The sequence below is a fragment of the Allokutzneria sp. A3M-2-11 16 genome (assembly GCF_024213555.1).
Lineage (GTDB): Bacteria > Actinomycetota > Actinomycetes > Mycobacteriales > Pseudonocardiaceae > Allokutzneria.
This window is the reverse complement of record NZ_JANAVO010000001.1, coordinates 1883426-1902963: the sequence shown is the minus strand read 5'-3', so window position 1 is coordinate 1902963 and position 19538 is coordinate 1883426. Positions and strand designations below refer to the sequence as shown.

The 19538-nt window shown below is 70.9% G+C and carries 16 protein-coding genes; 8 read left to right on the top strand and 8 right to left on the bottom strand.

Annotated elements, in window-relative coordinates:
- Positions 1-85 precede the first annotated feature (85 nt).
- The 6 genes from NLX83_RS09505 to NLX83_RS09480 form a co-directional block, all read right to left on the bottom strand.
- Entirely contained in the window at positions 86-886 is an 801-nt protein-coding gene (locus NLX83_RS09505; protein WP_254234460.1) for a hypothetical protein, read from the bottom strand.
- Positions 883-1500 (bottom strand): RNA polymerase sigma factor SigM, encoded by a 618-nt coding sequence (gene sigM, locus NLX83_RS09500; protein ID WP_254234459.1) that lies wholly within the window; start codon positions 1498-1500, stop codon positions 883-885. Before sigM ends, NLX83_RS09505 begins: the two co-directional genes overlap by 4 nt.
- Before the next feature lie 48 nt (positions 1501-1548).
- Positions 1549-3108: a hypothetical protein gene (locus tag NLX83_RS09495; protein ID WP_254234458.1), complete on the bottom strand. Its 1560-nt coding sequence runs from the start codon at positions 3106-3108 to the stop codon at positions 1549-1551.
- A gap of 98 nt (positions 3109-3206) precedes the next feature.
- Complete coding sequence (murJ, locus tag NLX83_RS09490) at positions 3207-4865, bottom strand: murein biosynthesis integral membrane protein MurJ (RefSeq protein ID WP_254234457.1); 1659 nt, start codon at positions 4863-4865, stop codon at positions 3207-3209.
- Complete coding sequence (locus NLX83_RS09485; RefSeq protein ID WP_254234456.1) at positions 4865-7036, bottom strand: DUF6049 family protein; 2172 nt, start codon at positions 7034-7036, stop codon at positions 4865-4867. The genes murJ and NLX83_RS09485 overlap by 1 nt, the downstream gene beginning before the upstream one ends.
- A complete protein-coding gene (locus tag NLX83_RS09480) occupies positions 7033-7542 on the bottom strand; it encodes an NUDIX hydrolase (RefSeq protein WP_254234455.1) in 510 nt (169 codons plus the stop codon). Before NLX83_RS09480 ends, NLX83_RS09485 begins: the two co-directional genes overlap by 4 nt.
- 32 nt (positions 7543-7574) lie before the next feature.
- Between NLX83_RS09480 and NLX83_RS09475 the strand changes: the two genes are divergently transcribed.
- Both NLX83_RS09475 and NLX83_RS09470 read left to right on the top strand, forming a co-directional pair.
- Positions 7575-9071 carry a CCA tRNA nucleotidyltransferase gene (locus NLX83_RS09475; RefSeq protein ID WP_254234454.1) on the top strand — a complete coding sequence of 499 codons (1497 nt, stop codon included), beginning with the start codon at positions 7575-7577 and terminating at the stop codon, positions 9069-9071.
- Positions 9072-9091: 20 nt separating this feature from the next.
- The gene (locus NLX83_RS09470; RefSeq protein ID WP_254234453.1) at positions 9092-9442 is read left to right on the top strand and encodes a PASTA domain-containing protein; all 351 of its coding nucleotides are present in this window, start codon (positions 9092-9094) and stop codon (positions 9440-9442) included.
- Positions 9443-9609: 167 nt separating this feature from the next.
- Here NLX83_RS09470 and NLX83_RS09465 read toward each other — a convergent pair whose 3' ends face one another.
- Positions 9610-10935 (bottom strand): MFS transporter, encoded by a 1326-nt coding sequence (locus NLX83_RS09465; protein ID WP_308209287.1) that lies wholly within the window; start codon positions 10933-10935, stop codon positions 9610-9612.
- 93 nt (positions 10936-11028) lie between these two features.
- Here NLX83_RS09465 and NLX83_RS09460 point away from each other — a divergent pair, with 93 nt between their 5' ends.
- The gene (locus tag NLX83_RS09460; protein ID WP_254234452.1) at positions 11029-11610 is read left to right on the top strand and encodes a YqgE/AlgH family protein; all 582 of its coding nucleotides are present in this window, start codon (positions 11029-11031) and stop codon (positions 11608-11610) included.
- Positions 11601-12638: an ADP-ribosylglycohydrolase family protein gene (locus NLX83_RS09455; RefSeq protein ID WP_254234451.1), complete on the top strand. Its 1038-nt coding sequence runs from the start codon at positions 11601-11603 to the stop codon at positions 12636-12638. Before NLX83_RS09460 ends, NLX83_RS09455 begins: the two co-directional genes overlap by 10 nt.
- Here the strand turns inward: NLX83_RS09455 and NLX83_RS09450 are convergent.
- Positions 12616-13062 (bottom strand): SdpI family protein, encoded by a 447-nt coding sequence (locus NLX83_RS09450; RefSeq protein WP_254234450.1) that lies wholly within the window; start codon positions 13060-13062, stop codon positions 12616-12618. The two genes, NLX83_RS09455 and NLX83_RS09450, sit on opposite strands and share 23 nt — an antisense overlap.
- 76 nt (positions 13063-13138) lie before the next feature.
- Here NLX83_RS09450 and NLX83_RS09445 point away from each other — a divergent pair, with 76 nt between their 5' ends.
- From NLX83_RS09445 to NLX83_RS09430, 4 genes are read left to right on the top strand one after another with little or no spacing between them, the layout of a single operon-like run.
- The gene (locus NLX83_RS09445; RefSeq protein WP_254234449.1) at positions 13139-14272 is read left to right on the top strand and encodes an esterase-like activity of phytase family protein; all 1134 of its coding nucleotides are present in this window, start codon (positions 13139-13141) and stop codon (positions 14270-14272) included.
- A gap of 45 nt (positions 14273-14317) precedes the next feature.
- A complete protein-coding gene (locus tag NLX83_RS09440; protein ID WP_254234448.1) occupies positions 14318-15412 on the top strand; it encodes an esterase-like activity of phytase family protein in 1095 nt (364 codons plus the stop codon).
- Positions 15413-15455: 43 nt separating this feature from the next.
- Positions 15456-17135 (top strand): glycoside hydrolase family 3 protein, encoded by a 1680-nt coding sequence (locus NLX83_RS09435; protein ID WP_254234447.1) that lies wholly within the window; start codon positions 15456-15458, stop codon positions 17133-17135.
- Complete coding sequence (locus tag NLX83_RS09430) at positions 17135-19477, top strand: serine hydrolase (protein ID WP_254234446.1); 2343 nt, start codon at positions 17135-17137, stop codon at positions 19475-19477. Before NLX83_RS09435 ends, NLX83_RS09430 begins: the two co-directional genes overlap by 1 nt.
- The last annotated feature ends 61 nt before the right edge of the window (positions 19478-19538 follow it).

Sequence of the window (19538 nt, the reverse complement as noted above, 5' to 3'; positions counted from 1 at the left end):
GGCTGATCTCCCGGTACCGGGCTCAACGCGATCCTAGGTGGGGCTGTTCCCGCCGCCGTTCACGTCACAGTGAACGGCGGCGGAACTAGCGTCCGACGGTCTTCTCGGCGAGCTTGTCCGGGTTGCCAGCCGAGCAGTTCGGCCCCACGACGAGCAGCCGCTGCCTGCCCACCATGGCGGGATCGCCCAGGATCAGCAGCACGCCCTGTTTGCCGTCCAGCGTCACCTGACGGGCGCCGAGCGGGACCGTGGTGGCCGGGTAGCCGTTGGCCTGCAGGCAGGCGGAGAGCTTCGCCTTGTCGCTGAGCGGGCCGAGGTCGCTGGCACCGGTGACGCCGGGCGGGACCGTGGCGAGGTCGGAGTCCTTGAGCGTCAAGGGCCCGTCCCCTGGCCCCGGCGCGGAAGAACTCGGAGTGACGCCGGGCTGCGCCTGGGGCGTGCCCGCGGTCGTGTTGCCGGGAAGCGTCATCACCACGATGCCGAAGACGGCCGCGGCCGCGGCGAGCACGCCGCCGCCCCAGCCGAGCTGTTTCCTGCGCCTGCGCCGGGCGTGGTCGAGCGAGACCACGTTGCCCCGCGGAGCCGGTCCGGGTGCGGACACCTGGAGGCCGACGTTCGCCATGGCGGCGCGGACCTCCTGCTGGATCGCCGCCTCGATGCGCGCGGAGACCTCCGGCGGCATGGTCACCGGCGGCAGCGCCGCGAGGTCGGCGGTGGTCGCGTCCAGCGCGGCGAGCACCGCCCTGGCCTCCGGGTCCCGTTCCACCCGCGGCCGCAGTTCGGCCGCGACGTCGACGTCGAGAACACCCGCGTGCAGGTCAGCAAGGAGGTCAACGGACCACGGCGGTCCATCAGGCGTCCGTGAACGCCGCTCGTTGCCGGTCATCTTCCCTCCCCATGGCGCCGTGCCTGCCTGGCCCCAGCATCATGTGAGACGTTGTCACCCGCGTCGGGGTTCCGCAGATGCCCCAGCACTTTGGCCAGTTTCCCCCGGCCCCTGGCGCAGCGGCTCTTCACCGTGCCCTCCGCGATGCCCAGGATCTTCGCCGTCTCGGCCACGGAGTAGCCCTCGACGTCCACCAGGACGATGGCGGATCGCTGTTCGGCCGGGAGCTCCGCCAGCGCCGACTGGACGGCGAGCGAGGTCTCCCGGTCGGCCATCGCGTCCCTGGTGACCGCGGGTTCTCCCGGGCCCGCCTCGGGCAACGGCACCGTGGGTCTGGCCTGGCGGCGGCGGATCCGGTCGAGGCAGGCGTTCACGACGATCCGATGCAGCCAGGTGGTCACCTGGGACTCGGCGCGGAACGAGCCGGCGGCGCGGAAGGCGGAGATGAACGCCTCCTGGAGCGCGTCGGCCGCCTCTTCCGGATCGCGGAGGGTGCGCAGGGCAACCGCCCACAACCGATCCCGATGCCTGCGCACCAACTCGGTGAACGCGTGGGGATCGCCCGCGGCGTGTGCCGCTATGAGAGCACCGTCCGAACTGGCAGCGGCTGTCACGCGGCGAGAATAACGTTCCACGTGAAACGGCGTTCACCCTGCCGGGTGTTACTCCGCTCGAAGGAAGGTCAGCTCGGAGAGTTCGGAGACGTTGCGGCCCTCGCTGCCGGCCAGCCCGGTGATCCAGAGCAGCACGTACCTGGTGCTGCCGTCGGGGTTCAGCTGGATCTCGGTGTCCCCGGAGGCGAGCGTTCCGGAGCCGATCACCTTGGTGTCCTCGAGCCTGGCGTCGTCGGAGTTCGCGCTGCGCACCTCGACCGTGGTGCCGTCGCTCGGCGAGTCCACGACGACCTTGGCCAGCTTCACAGCCTCGTCGAGGGTGACCATCACGCCGACGCCCGGCTTCGGCGCCGGGAACGGCTGCCGGTAGGTCATCGTCTTCCAGCTCGACCGCGGGTCACCGTCGATCACCCGCTTGATCCGGTTCACGTTGTCGGGCTCGCCGGAGACGTTGTAGACGCTCACCGAAGCGACCGACGCGGGGCCGCCCGCCTTCGGCGGATTGACCGGGGGCGGCGGGTTGCCCGGCTGCGGGTTCGGCGTCGGCGACTGGCTGAACGCCACCGTGGGGCCCGAGTGGCTCGGCTGCTGCTGGAACATCCCGATCACCTGGAACGCCAGGTAGGCGAAGACTCCGACCGTCGCGGCGGCCAGCGCGGTGAAGCTCAGCGCGAGCCTGCGCTTGCGGAGGCGCTTGTCCTTGGCGATGTCGTCGGCGGACTCCGCCCGCTCCGCGGCCAGCCGCTCGTCCTCCGCCTTGATAGCGGCGAGCTCGGCCTCGTCGGCCGCGGTCTGCTCCAGCACGCGCAGGATCGCCGCGCCGGTGCGCAGGCCGCCGATGCTGGTGTCCACCAGGCTCCGGACGGCGACCGTGGAGATCTCGTGCGGCAGCGTGGGGCGCAGGGCCTGCGGCGAGACCACGGTGCCGTCAGGGCCCGTGGGGGCGACTGGGAGGCCGTTGGTGCCCTCGTGCAGCGCCCAGCGGCCGGTGAGCAGGAGGTAGAGCGCGGCGCCGAGGCCGCGGACGTCCTGGCGGGCGTCGGCCTCGGGGTGCGGGCCGGGGAAGGCCAGCCGGAGCTTGCCGTCCGCCGTCACGCGCAGCCGCAGCGGGTGGTCGGTGCCGAGCACGAGCCCGATGTGGTGCGCGGCCTCGACCGCGCCCGCCAGCGGTTCGAGCAGCTTCGACGCGGTGCCCGCGGGCAGCGGCCCCTCGGCGACGAGGTCGATCAGGTCGGTGCCCAGGGTCCACTCGGCGACGACGATGCCGTAGAGGCCCTCCGCCGGGTCAAGGCCGTTGCCCTGCCACAGCACGTCGATCACCCTGGCGACGCCGGGGTGGGTGAAACCGGCCTGGTGCATGGAGCGTTCGAGGGTGCGCCGGGCGCGGGAGGCGCTGTCCGGGTCGCGGGGATCACCGACGAGCAGCGTGAGCGCGACGTCCCGGCCGAGCGAGTTGTCCCGGCCGCGCCAGAACTGCGCGGGCACCCGGGTGTCGGAGCCGATGTGCGTGAGCAACCGGTACCGGCCGCCCGCGATCGCGACACCGGGAACCAGGGCCCCTGCCGCCTCCCGACGCGGTGCCTTGTGCTCGGACGGCGTGCCAGTCACCCCGCACTCTCCCTCTTGCCGCGCGCCGTCAAGGACGGCCGTCGCCCCTGCGTGCGCGGCCCGCTCAGTCGTCACTCAGGGTACGGGAAAAGCGCGGTTCACTTGCGGCGAACGATTCGGCCGATCCGGTTGAGCGCGGGCCGCAGCTCCTTGATGTCCAGTGCCGCAAGGACTGCGAAGGTGGCGATCAGACCGAGTGGTCCGGCTGTGATGAGGGACACGAAGGAGTACCAGTAGTCGGACGAGCCGACCGGAACGATCCAGTCGACGAGCACCGACGCGCTGAACATGATCGCGCCGCCGATCGTCGTCGCGAACACCGCGAGCCCGACGCTGCGCAGCGTCTTGCCCGTCTCCAGCCTGCCGATCCGGATGCGCAGCCAGATGTCGCCGATGATCCAGCCGAGCAGGAAGGTCGCCGAGTTGATCACCGCGAGGCCGAGCACCACGTCTTCCGGGGCGAGCAGCCTGGGGCACAGCAGGATGGCGGGGATTTTGAACACCATCATGATCAGCATGATCAGCGCGGGCGTGCGGGCGTCCTTCATCGACTGGAAGACGCGCATCTGCAACAGGTTCACCGCGTACGGCAGCAGGCCGAAGGCGGACACGGCGAGCGTCGAGCCCAGGCTGTACGCCTGCTCGTAGGAGGTCTTGCCGAGGTTGAAGATCGAGACGCCGATATCGCTGCCGATGACGGTGAGCGCACCGCTGACCGGGACCAGCATCAGCGCCATCAGCCGGGTGCCGAGTCCGAGGTCGTTCTTGACCGCCTTGATGTTGCCGTCCGCCGCGTTGCGGCTCATCCTCGGCATGATCGCGGTCAGCAGCGAGACGCCGAGGATGCCGTAGGGCAGCTGGAACAGCTGCCACGCCAGGCTGTAGTTGGTGAGCGAGCCCTCGGCGGCGGCCGTGGCCACGCGGGTGTTCACCACGATGCCCGCGATCCCGAAGGCCGCGTACAGCGAGGTCCAGCCGGCCAGTCCGGCGAACTCGGTGAGGCGCTTGTCCCAGCCCCAGCGCCAGCGGAACCGCACACCGGCCTTGCGCATCGCCGGGAGCATGACGAACGCCTGCACCGCGATGCCGAGCGTCGTTCCCGCACCGAGCACGAGCACGTGCGCGTCCGTCATCCGCACCGGGTCGAGGGTCAGCTCCCCCGGCAGCAGCGCGTAGACACCGAGCGTGATCACGACGACCACGTTGTTCATCACCGGCGCCCACGCGGTCGGGCCGAACACCCCGCGCGCGTTGAGCACCGCCATGAACAGCGCGCCGATCGCGAAGAACACGATCTCCGGCAGCAGCAGGTAGGCGAACGCGGTCGCCAGCTCCGGGTTGGCGCGGTTGGTCGAGCCGTCGACGTAGATGCTGGTCAGCAGCGGCGCACAGGCGACGGCCACGATCGCCGCGCCGGCCGCCAGCACCGGGCCCATGGTCAGCAGCCGCTGCGTGTACGCGAGGCCGCCGTCCGCGTCGTCCTTCTGCGCCCGCACCAGCAGCGGCACCAGGACGCTGGTCAGCACGCCGCCGAGCAGCAGCTCGTAGATCTGCATCGGGACGGTCAGCGCCGCGTTGTAGGAGTCGGTGATGACGCCGGAACCGATGATCCACAGCAGCAGGGCCCGCGAGCCGAACCCGGTGATCCGGCTGACCAGGGTGGCGATCGCCATCGAACCGCTGGCCTTGGCCAGGGACGGTTCGGCCTTCGCCGGGACGGGTGCCGGACCGTTCGCGCCGGTCGTGCTGGCGGTCATCAGGTGCCTTCCGATTGCGGGAGTCGCTCGTTCATGTCCTCGACCGGCTTCTTCATGGTCGGGCCGTAGCGCAGCCGCTTGTAGACGCGCATGCCCATCATCCCGACCATCAGCAGCCCGGCGGTGAGGGTGATGCCGAGGGTGACGCTGCCGTAGGCGGCCGACCGCAGGGTGAGCCGCTTGGGCTGGCCCAGCTGCAGGCCCCCCTTCGGCGTGGTCAGCCAGGCGGTGACGGTGAACTGCCCGGACCGGTTCACCTCGGCGTTGACCTTGATCTGGCGGCCGCCGCCGGGGGCCAGCTTCTCTTCGAGGGGCTCGGTGCGCAGGCCCGGGGTGTCGGAGAAGTTCAGCCGGACCTTCATCGCCACCGGCAGGTTGTTCAGCAGCGTCAGCGGCAGCGGGCTCGACGAGGACGCCAGCGCGTAGGACGTCGGCGGCTCCACCACGTCGACCTGGCTGGTGAGCGCGGTGACCTGCTCCGTGACCTCGGCGTTGGCCGCCTCGCCGCCGACCGGGTCGGTGCGCCAGGCGGAGGACATCGCGCGCAGCAGGCCCAGCTGGAGCGGGTCGGTGAGCGCGCTCGGCCGGATCTTCCGCGCCGGGTCCTCCTCCATGTAGTTCAGCATGTCGCGGACGGTGTTCCGGGCTTCCAGCACCCGGTTGGTCAGCTCCGGCGAGATCTCCCGCGCCCCGCCCGGCGGCGGGTAGTTCAGCGGCACCGTGCGGCCCGGGTTGAACACCGCGGCCAGGTCGGTCAGCCGCTTCGGCTTCGCCAGCCGTTCGCCGTCGACCAGCTGAGCGGTCGCGCGCAACAGCGCGGTCAGCTCCTCGGCGGACTCCGTCCACTGCCTCGGCGGCGTCACCAGCACGCTGCCACCGGTCTTGCCGACCGCGCCGGCCCGGTAGGCGATCGCGGCCAGCGCGTTCTGCATGCGCAGCGACCCGCTCTGGCCCGCCCGCTCGAACGCGGTGTTCACGATGGGATCGGCGATCAGCACGCTCGGGCCGGTCTGCACGCCCTGCTTGGCCGCGGTCACCCGGACCGGCTGGCTGGCGGGCGGGTTCTGCTGGAGTCCGCGCTGGTCCATCACCACGACGGTCTCGTCCAGGTCGGCGAGCGCCCTGGCGTCGAGCACACCGTCCGCGGGCCAGGCCACGTGCTGCACCGGCACGGCGTTGAGCGCCTCGGTGACGAGCGAGTCCTTCTCCCTGGCCAGCTTCTCCAGGTCGGTCAGCCCGGCCCTGGACAGCGCGACCAGGTCGACGTCGGCGAAGGGCAGCGTGAGCACGCACCGGCCCTGCACCACGTCCTTGAGCCGGTCCAGCCACTGCTTCGCGGCGGCCGACGGTGAGCGGTCGACGATCCGCGTGCCGCTGCGGACGGCGTAGTTCTCCGTCATCGCGGACACGGTGTCGATCAGGTCGGGATCGATGGCGAAGCACAGCGAGTTGCCGACCGGGGAGCTCTTCGGCGCGGCCTCCTCGACCGCCTCGACCAGGTTGGACAGCCGCCCGCCGGGCTGCAGCGCCTTGGCCAGCTCGTCGTCGCGCAGAACCCTGCGCTTGTCCCGGAGGGCGTCGAACACCGGCAGCAGGTGCGGCCGGTCCATGATCGGCCAGATCATGGTGATCGTCGCGGGCGCGGCGGGGGTCGCGGCTCCGCCGGGAGTGCCCAGCACCGGCAGCAGCATCCGGTTCTCCGCGATCCGGGCCTGGCCGCCGTACTCCGGGTAGCCGTTGAGGTTGACCAGCAACGGGTACACGCCGGGCGCGGTGATCCGCAGCACGTCCAGCGGCACGACGAAGTCCACCCGCGCGCTCTGCCCGGGATCGAGCACGTCGGCGACCCTGGACCAGCGCGAGGACTGGTCGGTGGCGACCGTGCCGGTGAGCGCGGCGTGCGCCTTGTCGTCGCTGGCCAGCGCCTGGCCCACCTGGACGCGCGCCTCGATCCGGCTCACCTTGCGGTCGCTGATGTTGGTCAGCTTCCCGGTGACCCTGATCTCGGTCGTCTCCGCGGTCACCACCCTCGGCGTGATCGCGTCGAGGTCGAGCCTGCCGTGCTTGGGCACGTCGGCACCGTTGTCACCGGTCCCGCGCTGCGCATGCGCCAGCGGCGTCGTACCGAGTAGGAAAACAGCCACTCCCAGGGCCGCCAACAGGCGTTTCACGCCGACTCCTGACCATCACCCAGCAGCTCGGCCGCCCGGCGCACCAGTCGGCGCTCGTCGACGTACGCGAGCTGCGCGTCCAGCTCACCCAGCGGCACCCACGCCACCTCGGTGACCTCCACGTCCTCATCGGAAAGCTCTCCGCCCACCGCTTCCAGCAGGAAGTGGTGCACGGTCTTGTGCACTCGCCGGTCCTCGGCGACGAACCAGTAGTCGATGGTGCCCAGTGGCATCAGGATCCTGCCCCGGATACCGGTCTCCTCGGCGACCTCGCGCACCGCGGCCTGCTCGGCCGTCTCACCGGCCTCGATGTGGCCCTTGGGCAGCGACCAGAGCAGCCGCCCCCTGCGGTCGAGCCTGCCGATGAGCGCGGCGCTCGTCCGATGCGCGTCCAGCACCAGCCCGCCCGCCGAGACCTCGTCGACGGTCCGCAGGGGCCGCTTCGGAGTCCGTCGGTTCCGACGACCCGGCTTGGTACCGCCGGAACGGCCGGAAGGGGAAGGCATACCGGCGATGGTAGTGGCGGGGCGTTCCGGCCATGACGAGCCGCGAAGCGAGCGGGCCCACTGCCATATGCTCGCTTCTCGTGTCCGGACCAGCAGCCCCCTCCGCAGCCACCGAGCAGGACGTTCCCGTGCAACCGCTTCGGATAGCCCCCGTCGCCGACGAGCTCGCCGAGCGCTTCGCCGCGGCGGGCCACCGGCTGTTCCTCGTCGGCGGCAGCGTGCGCGACCTGCTGCTCGGCCGGGCGGGCAACGACCTGGACTTCACCACCGACGCGCGCCCCGAGCAGGTGCAGCGGCTCGTCGAGGGCTGGGCGGACGCGGTGTGGGACACCGGCATCGCCTTCGGCACCCTCGGGGTGGTCAAGAACGGCAGCACGCTGGAGATCACCACCTTCCGCGCCGATACCTACGATCGGGTGAGCCGCAATCCCGAGGTGGTGTTCGGCGACACCATCGACGGCGACCTGCTGCGGCGGGACTTCACCGTCAACGCGATGGCCGTTGAGCTGCCCGAGCACCGCTTCGTCGACCTGCACGGCGGCCGGGAAGCCCTGGCCGGGAAGGTGCTCGACACCCCGGCGCCGCCGGAGGAGTCCTTCGCCGACGACCCGCTGCGCATGCTGCGCGCCGCCCGGTTCGTCGCCCAGCTCGGCTTTGACGTCGCGCCGAGGGTGGTCGAGGCGATGCGCGGGATGGCCGAGGAGATCAACCGCATCACCGCTGAGCGCGTGCAGGCGGAGCTGTCGAAGCTGCTCTGCGGGGAGCACGCGCGCAGGGGCGTGGAACTGCTGGTGGACACGGGTCTCGCCGACCACGTGTTGCCAGAGGTCCCCGCTATGCGGCTGGAAATCGATGAACACCATCAGCACAAGGACGTCTACCACCACTCGCTGGTTGTTCTTGATCAAGCGATTGACCTCGAAGAGGACGGCCCGGACCTGGTGCTGCGCCTCGCCGCGCTGCTCCACGACATCGGCAAGCCCGCTACCAGGCGTTTCGAGTCCGGCGGTGGGGTGAGCTTCCACCACCACGAGGTGGTCGGCGCGAAAATGGCGCGCAAGCGGCTGCGCGCGCTGAAGTACTCCAAAGAAATCGTCGAGGACGTCGCGCAGCTGGTCTATCTGCATTTGCGCTTCCACGGCTACGGCCGGGGTGAGTGGACCGATTCCGCGGTTCGCCGCTATGTCACCGACGCGGGTGATCTGCTTTCCCGCCTGCACAAGCTCGTGCGCGCGGACTGCACCACCCGCAACCGCCGCAAGGCGGGCGCGCTGCAGCGGACCTACGACGGTCTTGAGGAGCGGATCGCCAGGATCGCCGAGGCGGAGGACCTGAACCGGGTCCGGCCGGACCTCGACGGCAACGAGATCATGCGCGTGTTGGGGCTGTCCCCCGGTCCGCTGGTGGGCCAGGCTTGGAAGCACCTCAAGGAGCTGCGCCTCGACCGGGGGCCGCTCAGCCGGGACGAGGCCGAGGCCGAACTGAAGGCGTGGGCCCGCGACAAGGGGCTGGGCGACGGGGGCTCCTGAGGTACGACCGAGGGGGTCGCGTGATCAGGACGACCGTTGTCGTGGCGCTGGCCGTTGTCGCCTTGTCCGGCTGCAAGCCGACGAGCGCGCCACCGGCCTCCGTCGCTCCCACCACCACGACCGCGACGAAGACGGCGGTGGCGGCGGGCGACGTGACCGTGCCGAACGTGGTCGGCATGGAGCACCAGAAGGCGCAGGACACGATGCAGGCCGCCGGGCTGCGCAACCTCACCGAGGAGGACGCGACCGGGCGGAAGCGGCTGCTGGTCAACGACAGGAACTGGGTCGTCGTCACGCAGGAGCCCGCGGCGGGCGCCGTCGTGCCGAAGACGACGAAGGTCCTGCTGAAGTCCAAGAAGAAGGACGACTAGCGCACCCAGGTTCGCCGGTCTTCAAGTACACCCGACCCCCGATCCAGCGATCGCTAACGACGGCGAACCTCCGCGTCCGCGTGGGTTTGCTGCGGTTGAAGACGCGTTGGGCGGGGGTTCGGTGTACTTGAAGACGCCCCAACCAGGGGGCGAGTTCGGGGCGGGCGTCAGGCGGCGCGGCGGGCCATGCGGCGGTCGATGACCAGGTAGGCGCCGAGGCCGATGAGGTACGCGCAGGCTCCGGCGGACATCAGCTCGGGGGACCTGCCGTCGGGCGCCACGAGCAGCGCGGTCACCGTGATGGCGCTGACGAAGGTCAGGTTGAACAGCGCGTCGTAGAGCGCGAACACCCGGCCCCGCGCCTCGTCGCCGACGTCGTGCTGCACGGCGGAGTCGACGCAGAGCTTGATCACCTGGCTGCAGCACGCGACGACCAGCACCGCGCCGAGGATGCTCGGCAGCGTCATCGGCAGGCCGAGGCCGAGCTGCGCGGCGGCGGAAACGAACAGCGCGCCGCAGACGGTGGCCTTGCGGCCGAAGCGGTGCACGGCGGGCGCGGTGATGAACGCGGCCAGCACGAGGCCGATCGCGCCCGCGGCCAACGCCTCGCCGACCCCGGCGATCCCGGCCTTGAGCCAGCCCACGTCGGTGAAGGCGAAGCGCATCAGCAGCAGGCCGAGCAGCATCGAGGTGCCGAAACCGATCCGGTGCGCGATCAGCGCGCTGAACCCGGTGGCCACACTGCGGGTGCGGGCGGCGACCTTGCCGCTGTCGATCAGGCCGTGCGCGATCGCGGTGACGGCCTTCGCGGGCTCATCGCGCTCGTCGGGGCCGAGCGACCCCTTGGCGAAGCCGGACGCGGCCAGCGCGGCGAGCACCGAGCCGACGACCGCGCACGCGGTCACCCACGCCGAGCCGAAGTCGTCGCCGCCGAAGATCGCCCGAAGGGCGAACGCGCAGCCACCGCCGACGGCGGCCATCGCGGCACCGCCGGTCGCCAGGATCGCGTTCGCCTCGACGAGGTGCTCCTCGTCCATGGTGTGCGGCAGCGACGCGGACAGCCCGGCCCCGACGAACCGGCTCACGCCCATCACCAGCAGCGCGCTCGCGTACAGCGGCAGCCCGGCGACCCCGGTGCCCACCGCGACCGCGACCAGCAGGATCAGCGCGCCGCGGACGAGGTTCGCCACCAGCAGCACCTGCCGCCGGTCCCACCGGTCCAGCAGCGCGCCCGCGAACGGCCCGACCAGCGAGTACGGCAGCAGGATCACGGCGAAGCCCGCGGCGATGGCCAGCGGATCGGCCTCGCGCTCCGGGTTGAACAGCACGGCGCCGCCGATCCCGGCCTGGAACACGCCGTCGCCCCAGTGGGCGAGGAAGCGGGTGATCAACAGCCGGGCGTAGCCGGGGGTGCTGAGAAGCCGGCGCAGGCCGAGCCGGGGCGGCTTCATGGAGGCTTCCGCGGCGGCCGGGTCCCCCGTGGCGGTCGTCACGGAACGAGGGTACGGGGCCGGGGACGCCGAACACGAGCCTCCGGCCCGTTCAGGGGAACGCGGTTGTCGGGGGCGGGGACGGCGGGTGGGATCATGTCCGGCGTGCAAGCCGAGGTAGAGGTCGAGCCGGGCACGCTTCTCGTCGCGACACCCAGCCTGGTCGATCCCAATTTCCGCCGGACGGTCGTCTACGTCATAGACCACCGCGACGAGGGCACCCTCGGTGTCGTGCTGAACCGGCCGAGCGAGATCGCCGTGCACGACGTGCTGCCCACCTGGGGCGAGCACGCCAGCAAACCGCAGGCGATCTTCGTCGGCGGGCCGGTCGAGCAGAAGACGGCCCTGTGCCTCGCGGCGTTACGGGCGGGCGAGGACGTGGCCGCGCTGGACGGGCTGATCAAGGTGAGCGGGCCGGTGGCGCTGGTGGACCTGGACACCGAGCCCGAGGAGCTGGTGCCGAGGGTGCGCGGCCTGCGGGTGTTCGCCGGGTACTCCGGCTGGAGCTCCGGCCAGCTGGAGGAGGAGATCGAGCGGGACGACTGGTTCGTGGTGCCCGCGCTCCCCGATGACGTGCTCAATCCGCCCGGGGCGGATCTGTGGGGCCGGGTGCTGCGTCGACAGGGCATGCCGTTGTCGCTGCTGGCCACCTATCCGGAGGACGTCAAGTGCAACTGACCAAGGACCGGCTGCTGGGCTGCCTGCTCGGCGGGGCCGTCGGCGACGCGCTCGGCGCGCCGGTGGAGTTCATGTCGTTGCGCGACATCCGCGCCCGCTACGGCGACCAGGGCTCGCGGGACTTCGACGCCTGCTACGGCATCGACGGCGGCGCGATCACCGACGACACCCAGATGACGCTGTTCACGCTGGAAGGGCTGCTGCTCTCGGACCGCGCGACCAACCCGGTCCCGGCCGTGCTGCGCGCCTATCTGCGGTGGCTGCACACCCAGGGCATTCCGTGGGAGGAAGCCGGCAGGTCCATCAAGGACGTCGAGGCGACGCCGCAGGGCGGCCTGGTGCGGGTGGAGGCCCTGCACAGCCAACGGGCGCCCGGCAACACCTGCCTGACCGCGCTCCGCGCCAGCGCCTACGGCAAGGTCGGGACCACCACGGACCCGATCAACGACTCCAAGGGCTGCGGCGGGGTCATGCGCGCGGCGCCCGCCGGGATCTTCAGCTCCTACGTCAGCGACTCGTTCTGGTTGGGGGCCGCGATCGCCGCGCTCACCCACGGACATCCTTCCGGCTACCTGTCCGCGGGCGTGCTCTCCGCCATGACGAGCCTGCTGCTGCGCGGGGCGGACCTGGAGACCGCGCTCGGCAGCGCCACGGCGGAGCTGCGCAAGCACCCCAGGCACGAGGAGACGCTGAACGCGCTGACCAGGGCCCGCGAGCTCGCGGCGCGGGGCAGGCCGACGCCGGAGGCGCTGGAGTCCCTCGGCGGTGGCTGGGTCGGTGAGGAGGCGCTGGCGATCTCGGTGTGCTGCGCGCTCGTCGGCGAGGACTTCGAGGACGCGCTGCTGCTGTCGGTCAACCACTCCGGCGACTCGGACTCCACCGGGGCGATCTGCGGGAACCTGCTCGGCGCCCGCGACGGCGTCGGGGTGATCCCGCCGCGCTGGCAGGCCGGAGTGGAGCTCGGCGAGGTCGTCCGCGGTCTCGCCGACGAGGCGTACCGGCTGCTCAGCCGCCCAGCAGCGCCTTAGCGCAGCCGCCGCCGCAGCACCCGCCGCAACCGCCCGCGGGCTTCTCCGGCACCGAGGCCGCTGCCTGGGTGCCGATGGCGCCACCGGCCATCATCATCCCGAACAGCCCGACGACGCCGATCACCATGATGATCACCGTGGCCAGCGCGTCCGGGGTGATCATCGCGATCCCACCGGCGGCGGCCGCGACGACACCGGCGGCGAGGAAGGGCAGCCCGGCGACCCGGTTCGCGGCGCGGAACGTGTCGTCGTCCCGCATGCTCGCCTCGGTGCGGACCCCGGCGAAGCGGTTGCGCGGCAGCCTGCCGAGCAGCCCGAGCGCGCCGATCACCGCGACGGCCAGCCCCGCCACGACGAGCACCGCGCCCAGCGCGGTCTGCACGATGAAGGGGGCGGGTGCGTCGATCCCAGCAGCGTTCGTCACGCCACGAGAGTAGGTGTCCTCTACGCTCCACCGCTCAGCAACCTTGCCGTCATCCGAATGGGGTGTGCTACGCGTCATGCTGCGACGTCTTCTCCCGGTGGCTGTCACCGCGCTCCTGGTCGCCTCGGCGGCACCGGCCACCGCCCGCCCCGCCGGGGTGCGGCTGCTCGGTGAGCACATCGTCCCGTTCGCCCAGGACTACCAGGGCACCACGGTGGGCGGGCTCTCCGGCATCGACTACGACCCGAAGACCGGCTCGTACGTCCTGATCTGCGACGACAGGTCCGACCGGCAGCCCGCGCGGTTCTACACCGCCAAGATCGACATCACCAAGGACGGGCTGCGCGGGTTCGAGCTGACCGGGACCAAGCCGTTCCTCCGCCCGGACGGTTCGACCTACCCGGCCTACGGCAAGGACCCCGCCGGGGCGACCGACCCCGAGGACATCCGGATCGACCCGTGGACCGGGAACTACCTGTGGACCAGTGAGGGAGATCGCATCACCGGCGAGAAGCCGGTGCTCGTCGACCCGACCGTGCTCGCCGCGCACAAGGACGGCCGGTTCGCCCGGGCGCTGCCGCTGGCCCCGAACCTGAAGATGTCCGCGCAGGAGGTGGGCCCGCGCCGCAACGCCGTGCTGGAGGGCCTGACCTTCGCCGCGGGTGGTGCGCTGGTGGTCAGCTCGATGGAGGGGCCGCTGTTCCAGGACGGCCCGGAGGCGACGCTGACCGACGGCGCGCTGAGCAGGATCACCGTCCAGGACCGGTTCGCCGGGCGGGTGCTGTCGCAGTACGCCTACCCGCTGGACAAGGTGCACGCCGCGCCGAACCCGGCGGGCGGCTTCTTCGTCAACGGCGTCGACGCGATCCTCGCCGTGAACCAGTACGACCCGACGAAGTTCCTGGTCATGGAGCGCTCGTTCTCCACCGGCGCCGCACCGGCGAACAGCATCCGCATCTACGAGGTGGACACCTCCGGCGCCACCGACGTGAAGCAGGTCGGCTCGCTGAAGGGCGACAAGCAGGTCAAGCCGGTGCGCAAGAAGCTGCTGGTCGATCTCGCCTCGCTGAAGCTGTCCGCCGTGGACAACGTCGAGGGGATGAGCTGGGGTCCGCGGCTGCCGACCGGTGAGCGGACGCTCGTGCTGGTCAGCGACGACAACTTCGCGAAGAACCAGGTGACTCAGGTGATTGCCCTGGCAGTTCGCTGAACCGGGTAACTGCGCCGCGACGCGGCGGTCAGTTCGGTCGAGATCATGAGAACTCGATCACTGGCCGCCGCGTTCGCGTTGCTGGCCTCGCTGCTCACCCCCGCGGTCGCCACGGCCGCGCCCGGTGTGCGGTTCCTCGGCGAGCAGATCGTCCCGTTCAAGCTCGACTTCCAGGGCACCTCGGTCGGCGGGCTCTCCGGCGTCGACTACGACCCCAGGTCCGGCGAGTACGTGCTGATCAGCGATGATCGGTCCTACCTGCAGCCCGCGCGGTTCTACCGGGCGCGGATCGAGATGGACCGGACCGCGCTGCGCTCGGTGCGCTTCACCGGTACCCAGCCGCTGCGGCGCCCGGACGGCTCGACCTACCCGCTGAACGCGATCGATCCCGAGGAGATCCGGGTCGACCCGTGGACCGGGCAGTACTGGCTCAGCCAGGAGGGCAACCGCGCCAACCCGACGATCCAGCCGGCCATCCAGCGTGCGGAGCGGAGCGGGGCGCACGCGGGCGAACTGCCGCTTCCGTCGAACTACCAGGTCAAGCCGGAGCGCGGACCGCAGCAGAACCTGGTGCTCGAAGCGATCACGTTCAGCCGCCGCGGCGCGGTGCTGACCAGCGCGATGGAGGGGCCGCTGCTGGAGGACGGCCCGGTGCCGACGACGAAGGCGGGCGCGCTGTCCCGGATCACCCTGCACTCGCGCGGCGGTGGGGTGCTCGCGCAGTTCGCCTACAAGCAGGAGCCGCTGTACGCGGAGTCCGATCCGAGCAGCCCGTGGCACGCGGACACCGGTATCGCGTCGATCCTGGCTGACCCCGTTGACCCCAGCCGCTACCTGGTGCTGGAGCGGACCTACGTGCCGGGGCCGGGCTACAAGGCGCGGGTGTACGAGATCTCCACGCTCGGCGCGACCGACGTGAAGAACGTGGACTCCCTGGCGAAAGCGCAGGTCAGGCCGGTGAGCAAACGACTCCTGCTGGACCTGGCCGAGCTGCCGCTGAAGGCGGTGTTCAACATCGAGGGCCTCACCTGGGGTCCGCCGCTGGCCACGGGTGAACGGTCGTTGGTGCTGGTGGGGGACGACAACTTCACGCGGGAGGAGGCCACTCAGGTGATCGCGCTCGCGCTGCGCTGGCCGTAGCGTCCACTCCCGGAGTTGTCAGCAACTCACCGGGAGAGTCTCCATGGCGAAAAGACTTCACCTGATCGGCCTCGTCGCCGCGCTCTCGGCCGCCGTCGCCAGCCCGGCGCCGGCGGCCGGGGCGCCGCGGATGAGCCTCGAAGAGAAGGTCGGCCAGCTCTTCGTCACCTACGCCTACGGCGCGACGGCCGACACGACCGATCCGGCGCACGTGGCCGCGAACCGCAAGGAACTCGGCGTCGACAACGCCAAGCAGCTGATCGAGAAGTACCACCTCGGCGGCGTCATCTACTTCTCGTGGGCGGGCAACACCGCCAACCCCGCGCAGACCGCCGGGCTGTCCAACGGGCTCCAGGCCGCGTCCCGGCTGCCGTTGCTGATCAGCACCGACCAGGAGCACGGCGTGGTCTACCGCGTCGGCGAACCCGCGACGCAGTTCCCCGGCAGCATGGCGCTCGGCGCCTCCCGCTCCCCTGTGCTCGCCCGCGACGCCGGGCTGATCGCCGGGCGCGAGCTGCGGGCGATGGGCATCAACCAGAACTACGCCCCGGACGCCGACGTCAACGTCAACCCGCTCAACCCGGTGATCGGCGCGCGGTCCTTCGCCGAGGACCCGACGCTCGCCGCGCGGCTGACCGCCGCCCAGGTCGAGGGCTACCAGCAGGGCGGCGTGGTCGCGACCGCCAAGCACTTCCCCGGGCACGGCGACACCAACGTGGACAGCCACACCGGCATCCCGGTGATCAACCACAGCCGGGAGCAGTGGGAACGGCTGGACGCTCCCCCGTTCCGCGCGGCCATCGACAGCGGGATCGACTCGATCATGACCGGTCACCTGGTGGTGCCCGCGCTCGATCCCTCCCGTGATCCGGCGACGCTGTCCAAGCCGATCATCACCGGCCTGCTCCGCGAGAAGCTCGGTTTCCAGGGCGTGGTGGTCACCGACTCCCTGGGCATGGCAGGCGTGCGGCAGAAGTACGGCGACGCCCGGGTTCCGGTGCTCGCGCTGAAGGCGGGCGTCGACCAGCTGCTCAAGCCGCCGAACATCGACCTCGCCTACAACGCCGTGCTCAAGGCGGTGCGCGACGGGGAGCTGACGGAGGCGCGGATCGACGAGTCCGTGCGCCGCATCCTGGACCTCAAGCGCAAGCGCGGTCTGTACGCGAACCGCTTCGTCGACCCGAACCCGGTGGTCGGGGTGCCCGCGAGCCTCCGCGTCGCGCAGGAGGTCGCCGACCGCGGCACGACGGTGCTGCGCAACTCCGTGCTGCCCTTGCCAGACAAGCCCGGGAAGGTCCTGGTCACCGGATGGGGCACGACGGCGGAGCCCGCTCCGGCCAAGCTCGCGCGGTCTTTGGCGGGCAGAGGCGCGGCCACGACCGTGCTGCCGACCGGGGCGAAGCCCACTCAGGCGCAGATCGAAGCTGCTGTCGCGGCGGCGACCGAGCTCAACGTGGTGATCACCAACAACGCGTCCGCCGAACAGCAACGGCTGGTCAAGGCCTTGCAGGGCACCGGGAAGCGCGTCGTGGTGATCGGCGTCCGCGAACCCTATGAAGCCGCTTCGCTGTTGGGGACGTACGTGGCGACGTACTCGTACGCGCGTCCGGCGCTGGAGTCGGCGGTGCGCGTCATCTACGGCGAGGTCAGCCCGAGCGGCAAGCTCCCCGTGACCGTGCCCGGCCACTTCCCGTTCGGCCACGGGTTGACCTGGAGGATCTGATGCGGCGCCTCGTTCTCCTTGTCATCGCGGCGCTGCTGCTCACGGGAACGCCCGCAGTCGCCTCCCCGGCTGCGTTGCGCGTGCTGTCGTTCAACATCCACACCGGCATCGGCGTGGACAACCGGCTCGACCTCACCCGGGTCGCGCAGACCATCCGCGCCACCAAGGCCGATGTCGTCGGCCTGCAGGAGGTCGACGTGCACTGGTCGGCGCGGAGCAACTGGGCCGACCAGGCTTCGTCGCTCGCGTCCGAGCTGGGGATGCACAAGTTCTTCGCGCCGATCTACGACCTCGACCCCTTGGAGCCGGGCAAGCCGCGCAGGCAGTTCGGTGTCATGCTGCTGAGCCGCTTCCCGATCCTGTCGGCGGAGAACCACAAGATCACGCGGCTGTCCACGCAGAGCGGCAATCCGGTTCCCGAGCTGATGCCGGGCTTCCCGGAGATCGTGCTCGACGTCCGCGGCGTGCGGACGCACGTCTACACGACCCACCTGGACTACCGCGGCGATCCCGCCGTGCGCCGGATGCAGGTCGCGGACACGCTGAAGGTGCTCGGCCAGGACCGTGGCGCGCCGAGGATTCTCGTCGGTGACTTCAACGCGGGCCCGGACGCGCCGGAGCTCAGTCCACTGTGGACAGAGCTGAGCGACGGGTGGCTCGCGGTGCACGGTCGCTCCGGCGGGCTCACGTATCCCGTCGATCCGCCGGAGAAGCGCATTGACTACATCACCGCGTCCTCCGCGCGGTTCCGGTCGATGGACGTGCTGGTCAGTCCCGTCTCCGATCACCTTCCCGTGCTCGGCGAACTGGTGCTGCCAAGGCCGCGTTCGCCTTGGGGCAGCGCGAACCAGGTCCTGCGCAGGGGCACCGCCGCCGTGCCGCCGCTCGCTCCGATCGCGCAGGGCGGGCCCTATCCCGGCGCGGTTGTGCTCGGCGCGCGGAACGGAGTGGTCTTCGAGCACTCGGCGTTCGGGGACGCGTTGCGGCACAACGAGAACGGTGAGCTGCCACCGGCTTCGCGGCTTCCGATGCGGCCGGACACGATCTTCGACGTCGCGTCGATCTCGAAGCTGTTCACCAGCGTCGTCGCGCTCCAGTTCGCCGAGCGCGGTCGCGTCGACCTGGACGCGCCGGTCGCCCGCTACCTGCCGGAGTTCGCCGTCAACGGCAAGGAGACCGTGACGCTGCGGCACGTGCTGACGCACACCTCCGGCCTGCCCGCCGGGCTCGCGGTCGGCTCGTACCCGACGATCCCGGAGCGGCTCGCGGCGATCTACCGCGTCGGTCTGCGCGCGACGCCCGGGACCCGTTACGAGTACTCCGACCTGAGCCTGATCATCGTCGGCAAGGTGCTGGAGCGGGTGTCCGGCCGCGCGCTGCCGGAACTCGTGTCGGAGGGGATCACCGAGCCGCTTCGCCTGCGCGACACCATGTTCACCCCGCCATCGTCCTTGCGCGGCCGTATCGCGCCGACCCAGGTGACGGCGGCGCGCGGGTTGATCTGGGGCGTCGTGCACGACTCGACGTCCTGGTACCTCGGCGGAACTGCCGGTCACGCGGGCGTTTTCAGCACCGCCGCCGATCTCGCCGTGTTCGCGCAGATGCTGCTCAACGGCGGGCGCTACGGCTCCGCGCGCGTTCTCTCCGAGGAGAGCGTGCGCGCGATGACCACGAACTGGAACGCCGCGTTCGCGGGTGCTGACCGAGGGCTCGGGCTCGACATCTACAAGCACTCGTTCATGGGCGCGATGGCGGCGCCGTCCACCGTGGGGCACACCGGTTTCACGGGAACCTCGCTGGTCATCGATCCGGATACGCGCTCGATCCTGATCTTGATGACCAATCGCGTGCACCCCACGTCCTCCGGCCCGTCCGTGAACCCCCGTCGTCAGGCCGTCGCGGACGCCGTGGCTCGATCCGTGCCGGTCCGGCCGCTCTCCGGGCCCACCTCGTGGTTCGCCGCCTCGCCGACCTCCACCTTGACGGCAGCCGTCAAGGGCTCCTCGGCTGTGGAGTTCGGCCTGTGGGTCGACACCGAGCCCGGGGACACGTTCACGTTGGAGACGTCCGCGGACGGCGTTTCCTGGCAACCGCTGCCGTTCTCCTTGCGCGACGGAGATGGTGCGTGGTCCTCGTCGGGCACCGTTTCGGGATTCCTGGGACGCTCGTGGGCGCGGGCGTCGACCACCCTGCCCGCAACCGCCGTGCATTTGCGGTGGTGGCAAAAGAACAACGCGGAAATGCAGGGTCGAGGTGTGTACGTGGACGCGATCCGGATCGACGGGAAGCCCGTTGACGAGGCAAAACTCGTCGCATCCGGATTTGTTCCGAGCGCTACCTAGAGAGTGTTTGACTTCCCATTTTGGCAAACGGGAGAATTGACGTGGACGAAGAAGACCAGCG

Coding starts and splice junctions, on each gene's coding strand:
- NLX83_RS09505 (WP_254234460.1), bottom strand. CDS start 886: ATGACCGGCAACGAGCGGCGTTCACGGACGCCTGATGGACCGCCGTGG.
- NLX83_RS09440 (WP_254234448.1), top strand. CDS start 14,318: ATGAGAACTCGATCACTGGCCGCCGCGTTCGCGTTGCTGGCCTCGCTG.
- NLX83_RS09460 (WP_254234452.1), top strand. CDS start 11,029: ATGTCCGGCGTGCAAGCCGAGGTAGAGGTCGAGCCGGGCACGCTTCTC.
- murJ (WP_254234457.1), bottom strand. CDS start 4,865: ATGACCGCCAGCACGACCGGCGCGAACGGTCCGGCACCCGTCCCGGCG.
- NLX83_RS09445 (WP_254234449.1), top strand. CDS start 13,139: ATGCTGCGACGTCTTCTCCCGGTGGCTGTCACCGCGCTCCTGGTCGCC.
- NLX83_RS09435 (WP_254234447.1), top strand. CDS start 15,456: ATGGCGAAAAGACTTCACCTGATCGGCCTCGTCGCCGCGCTCTCGGCC.
- NLX83_RS09475 (WP_254234454.1), top strand. CDS start 7,575: ATGACGAGCCGCGAAGCGAGCGGGCCCACTGCCATATGCTCGCTTCTC.
- NLX83_RS09430 (WP_254234446.1), top strand. CDS start 17,135: ATGCGGCGCCTCGTTCTCCTTGTCATCGCGGCGCTGCTGCTCACGGGA.
- NLX83_RS09480 (WP_254234455.1), bottom strand. CDS start 7,542: ATGCCTTCCCCTTCCGGCCGTTCCGGCGGTACCAAGCCGGGTCGTCGG.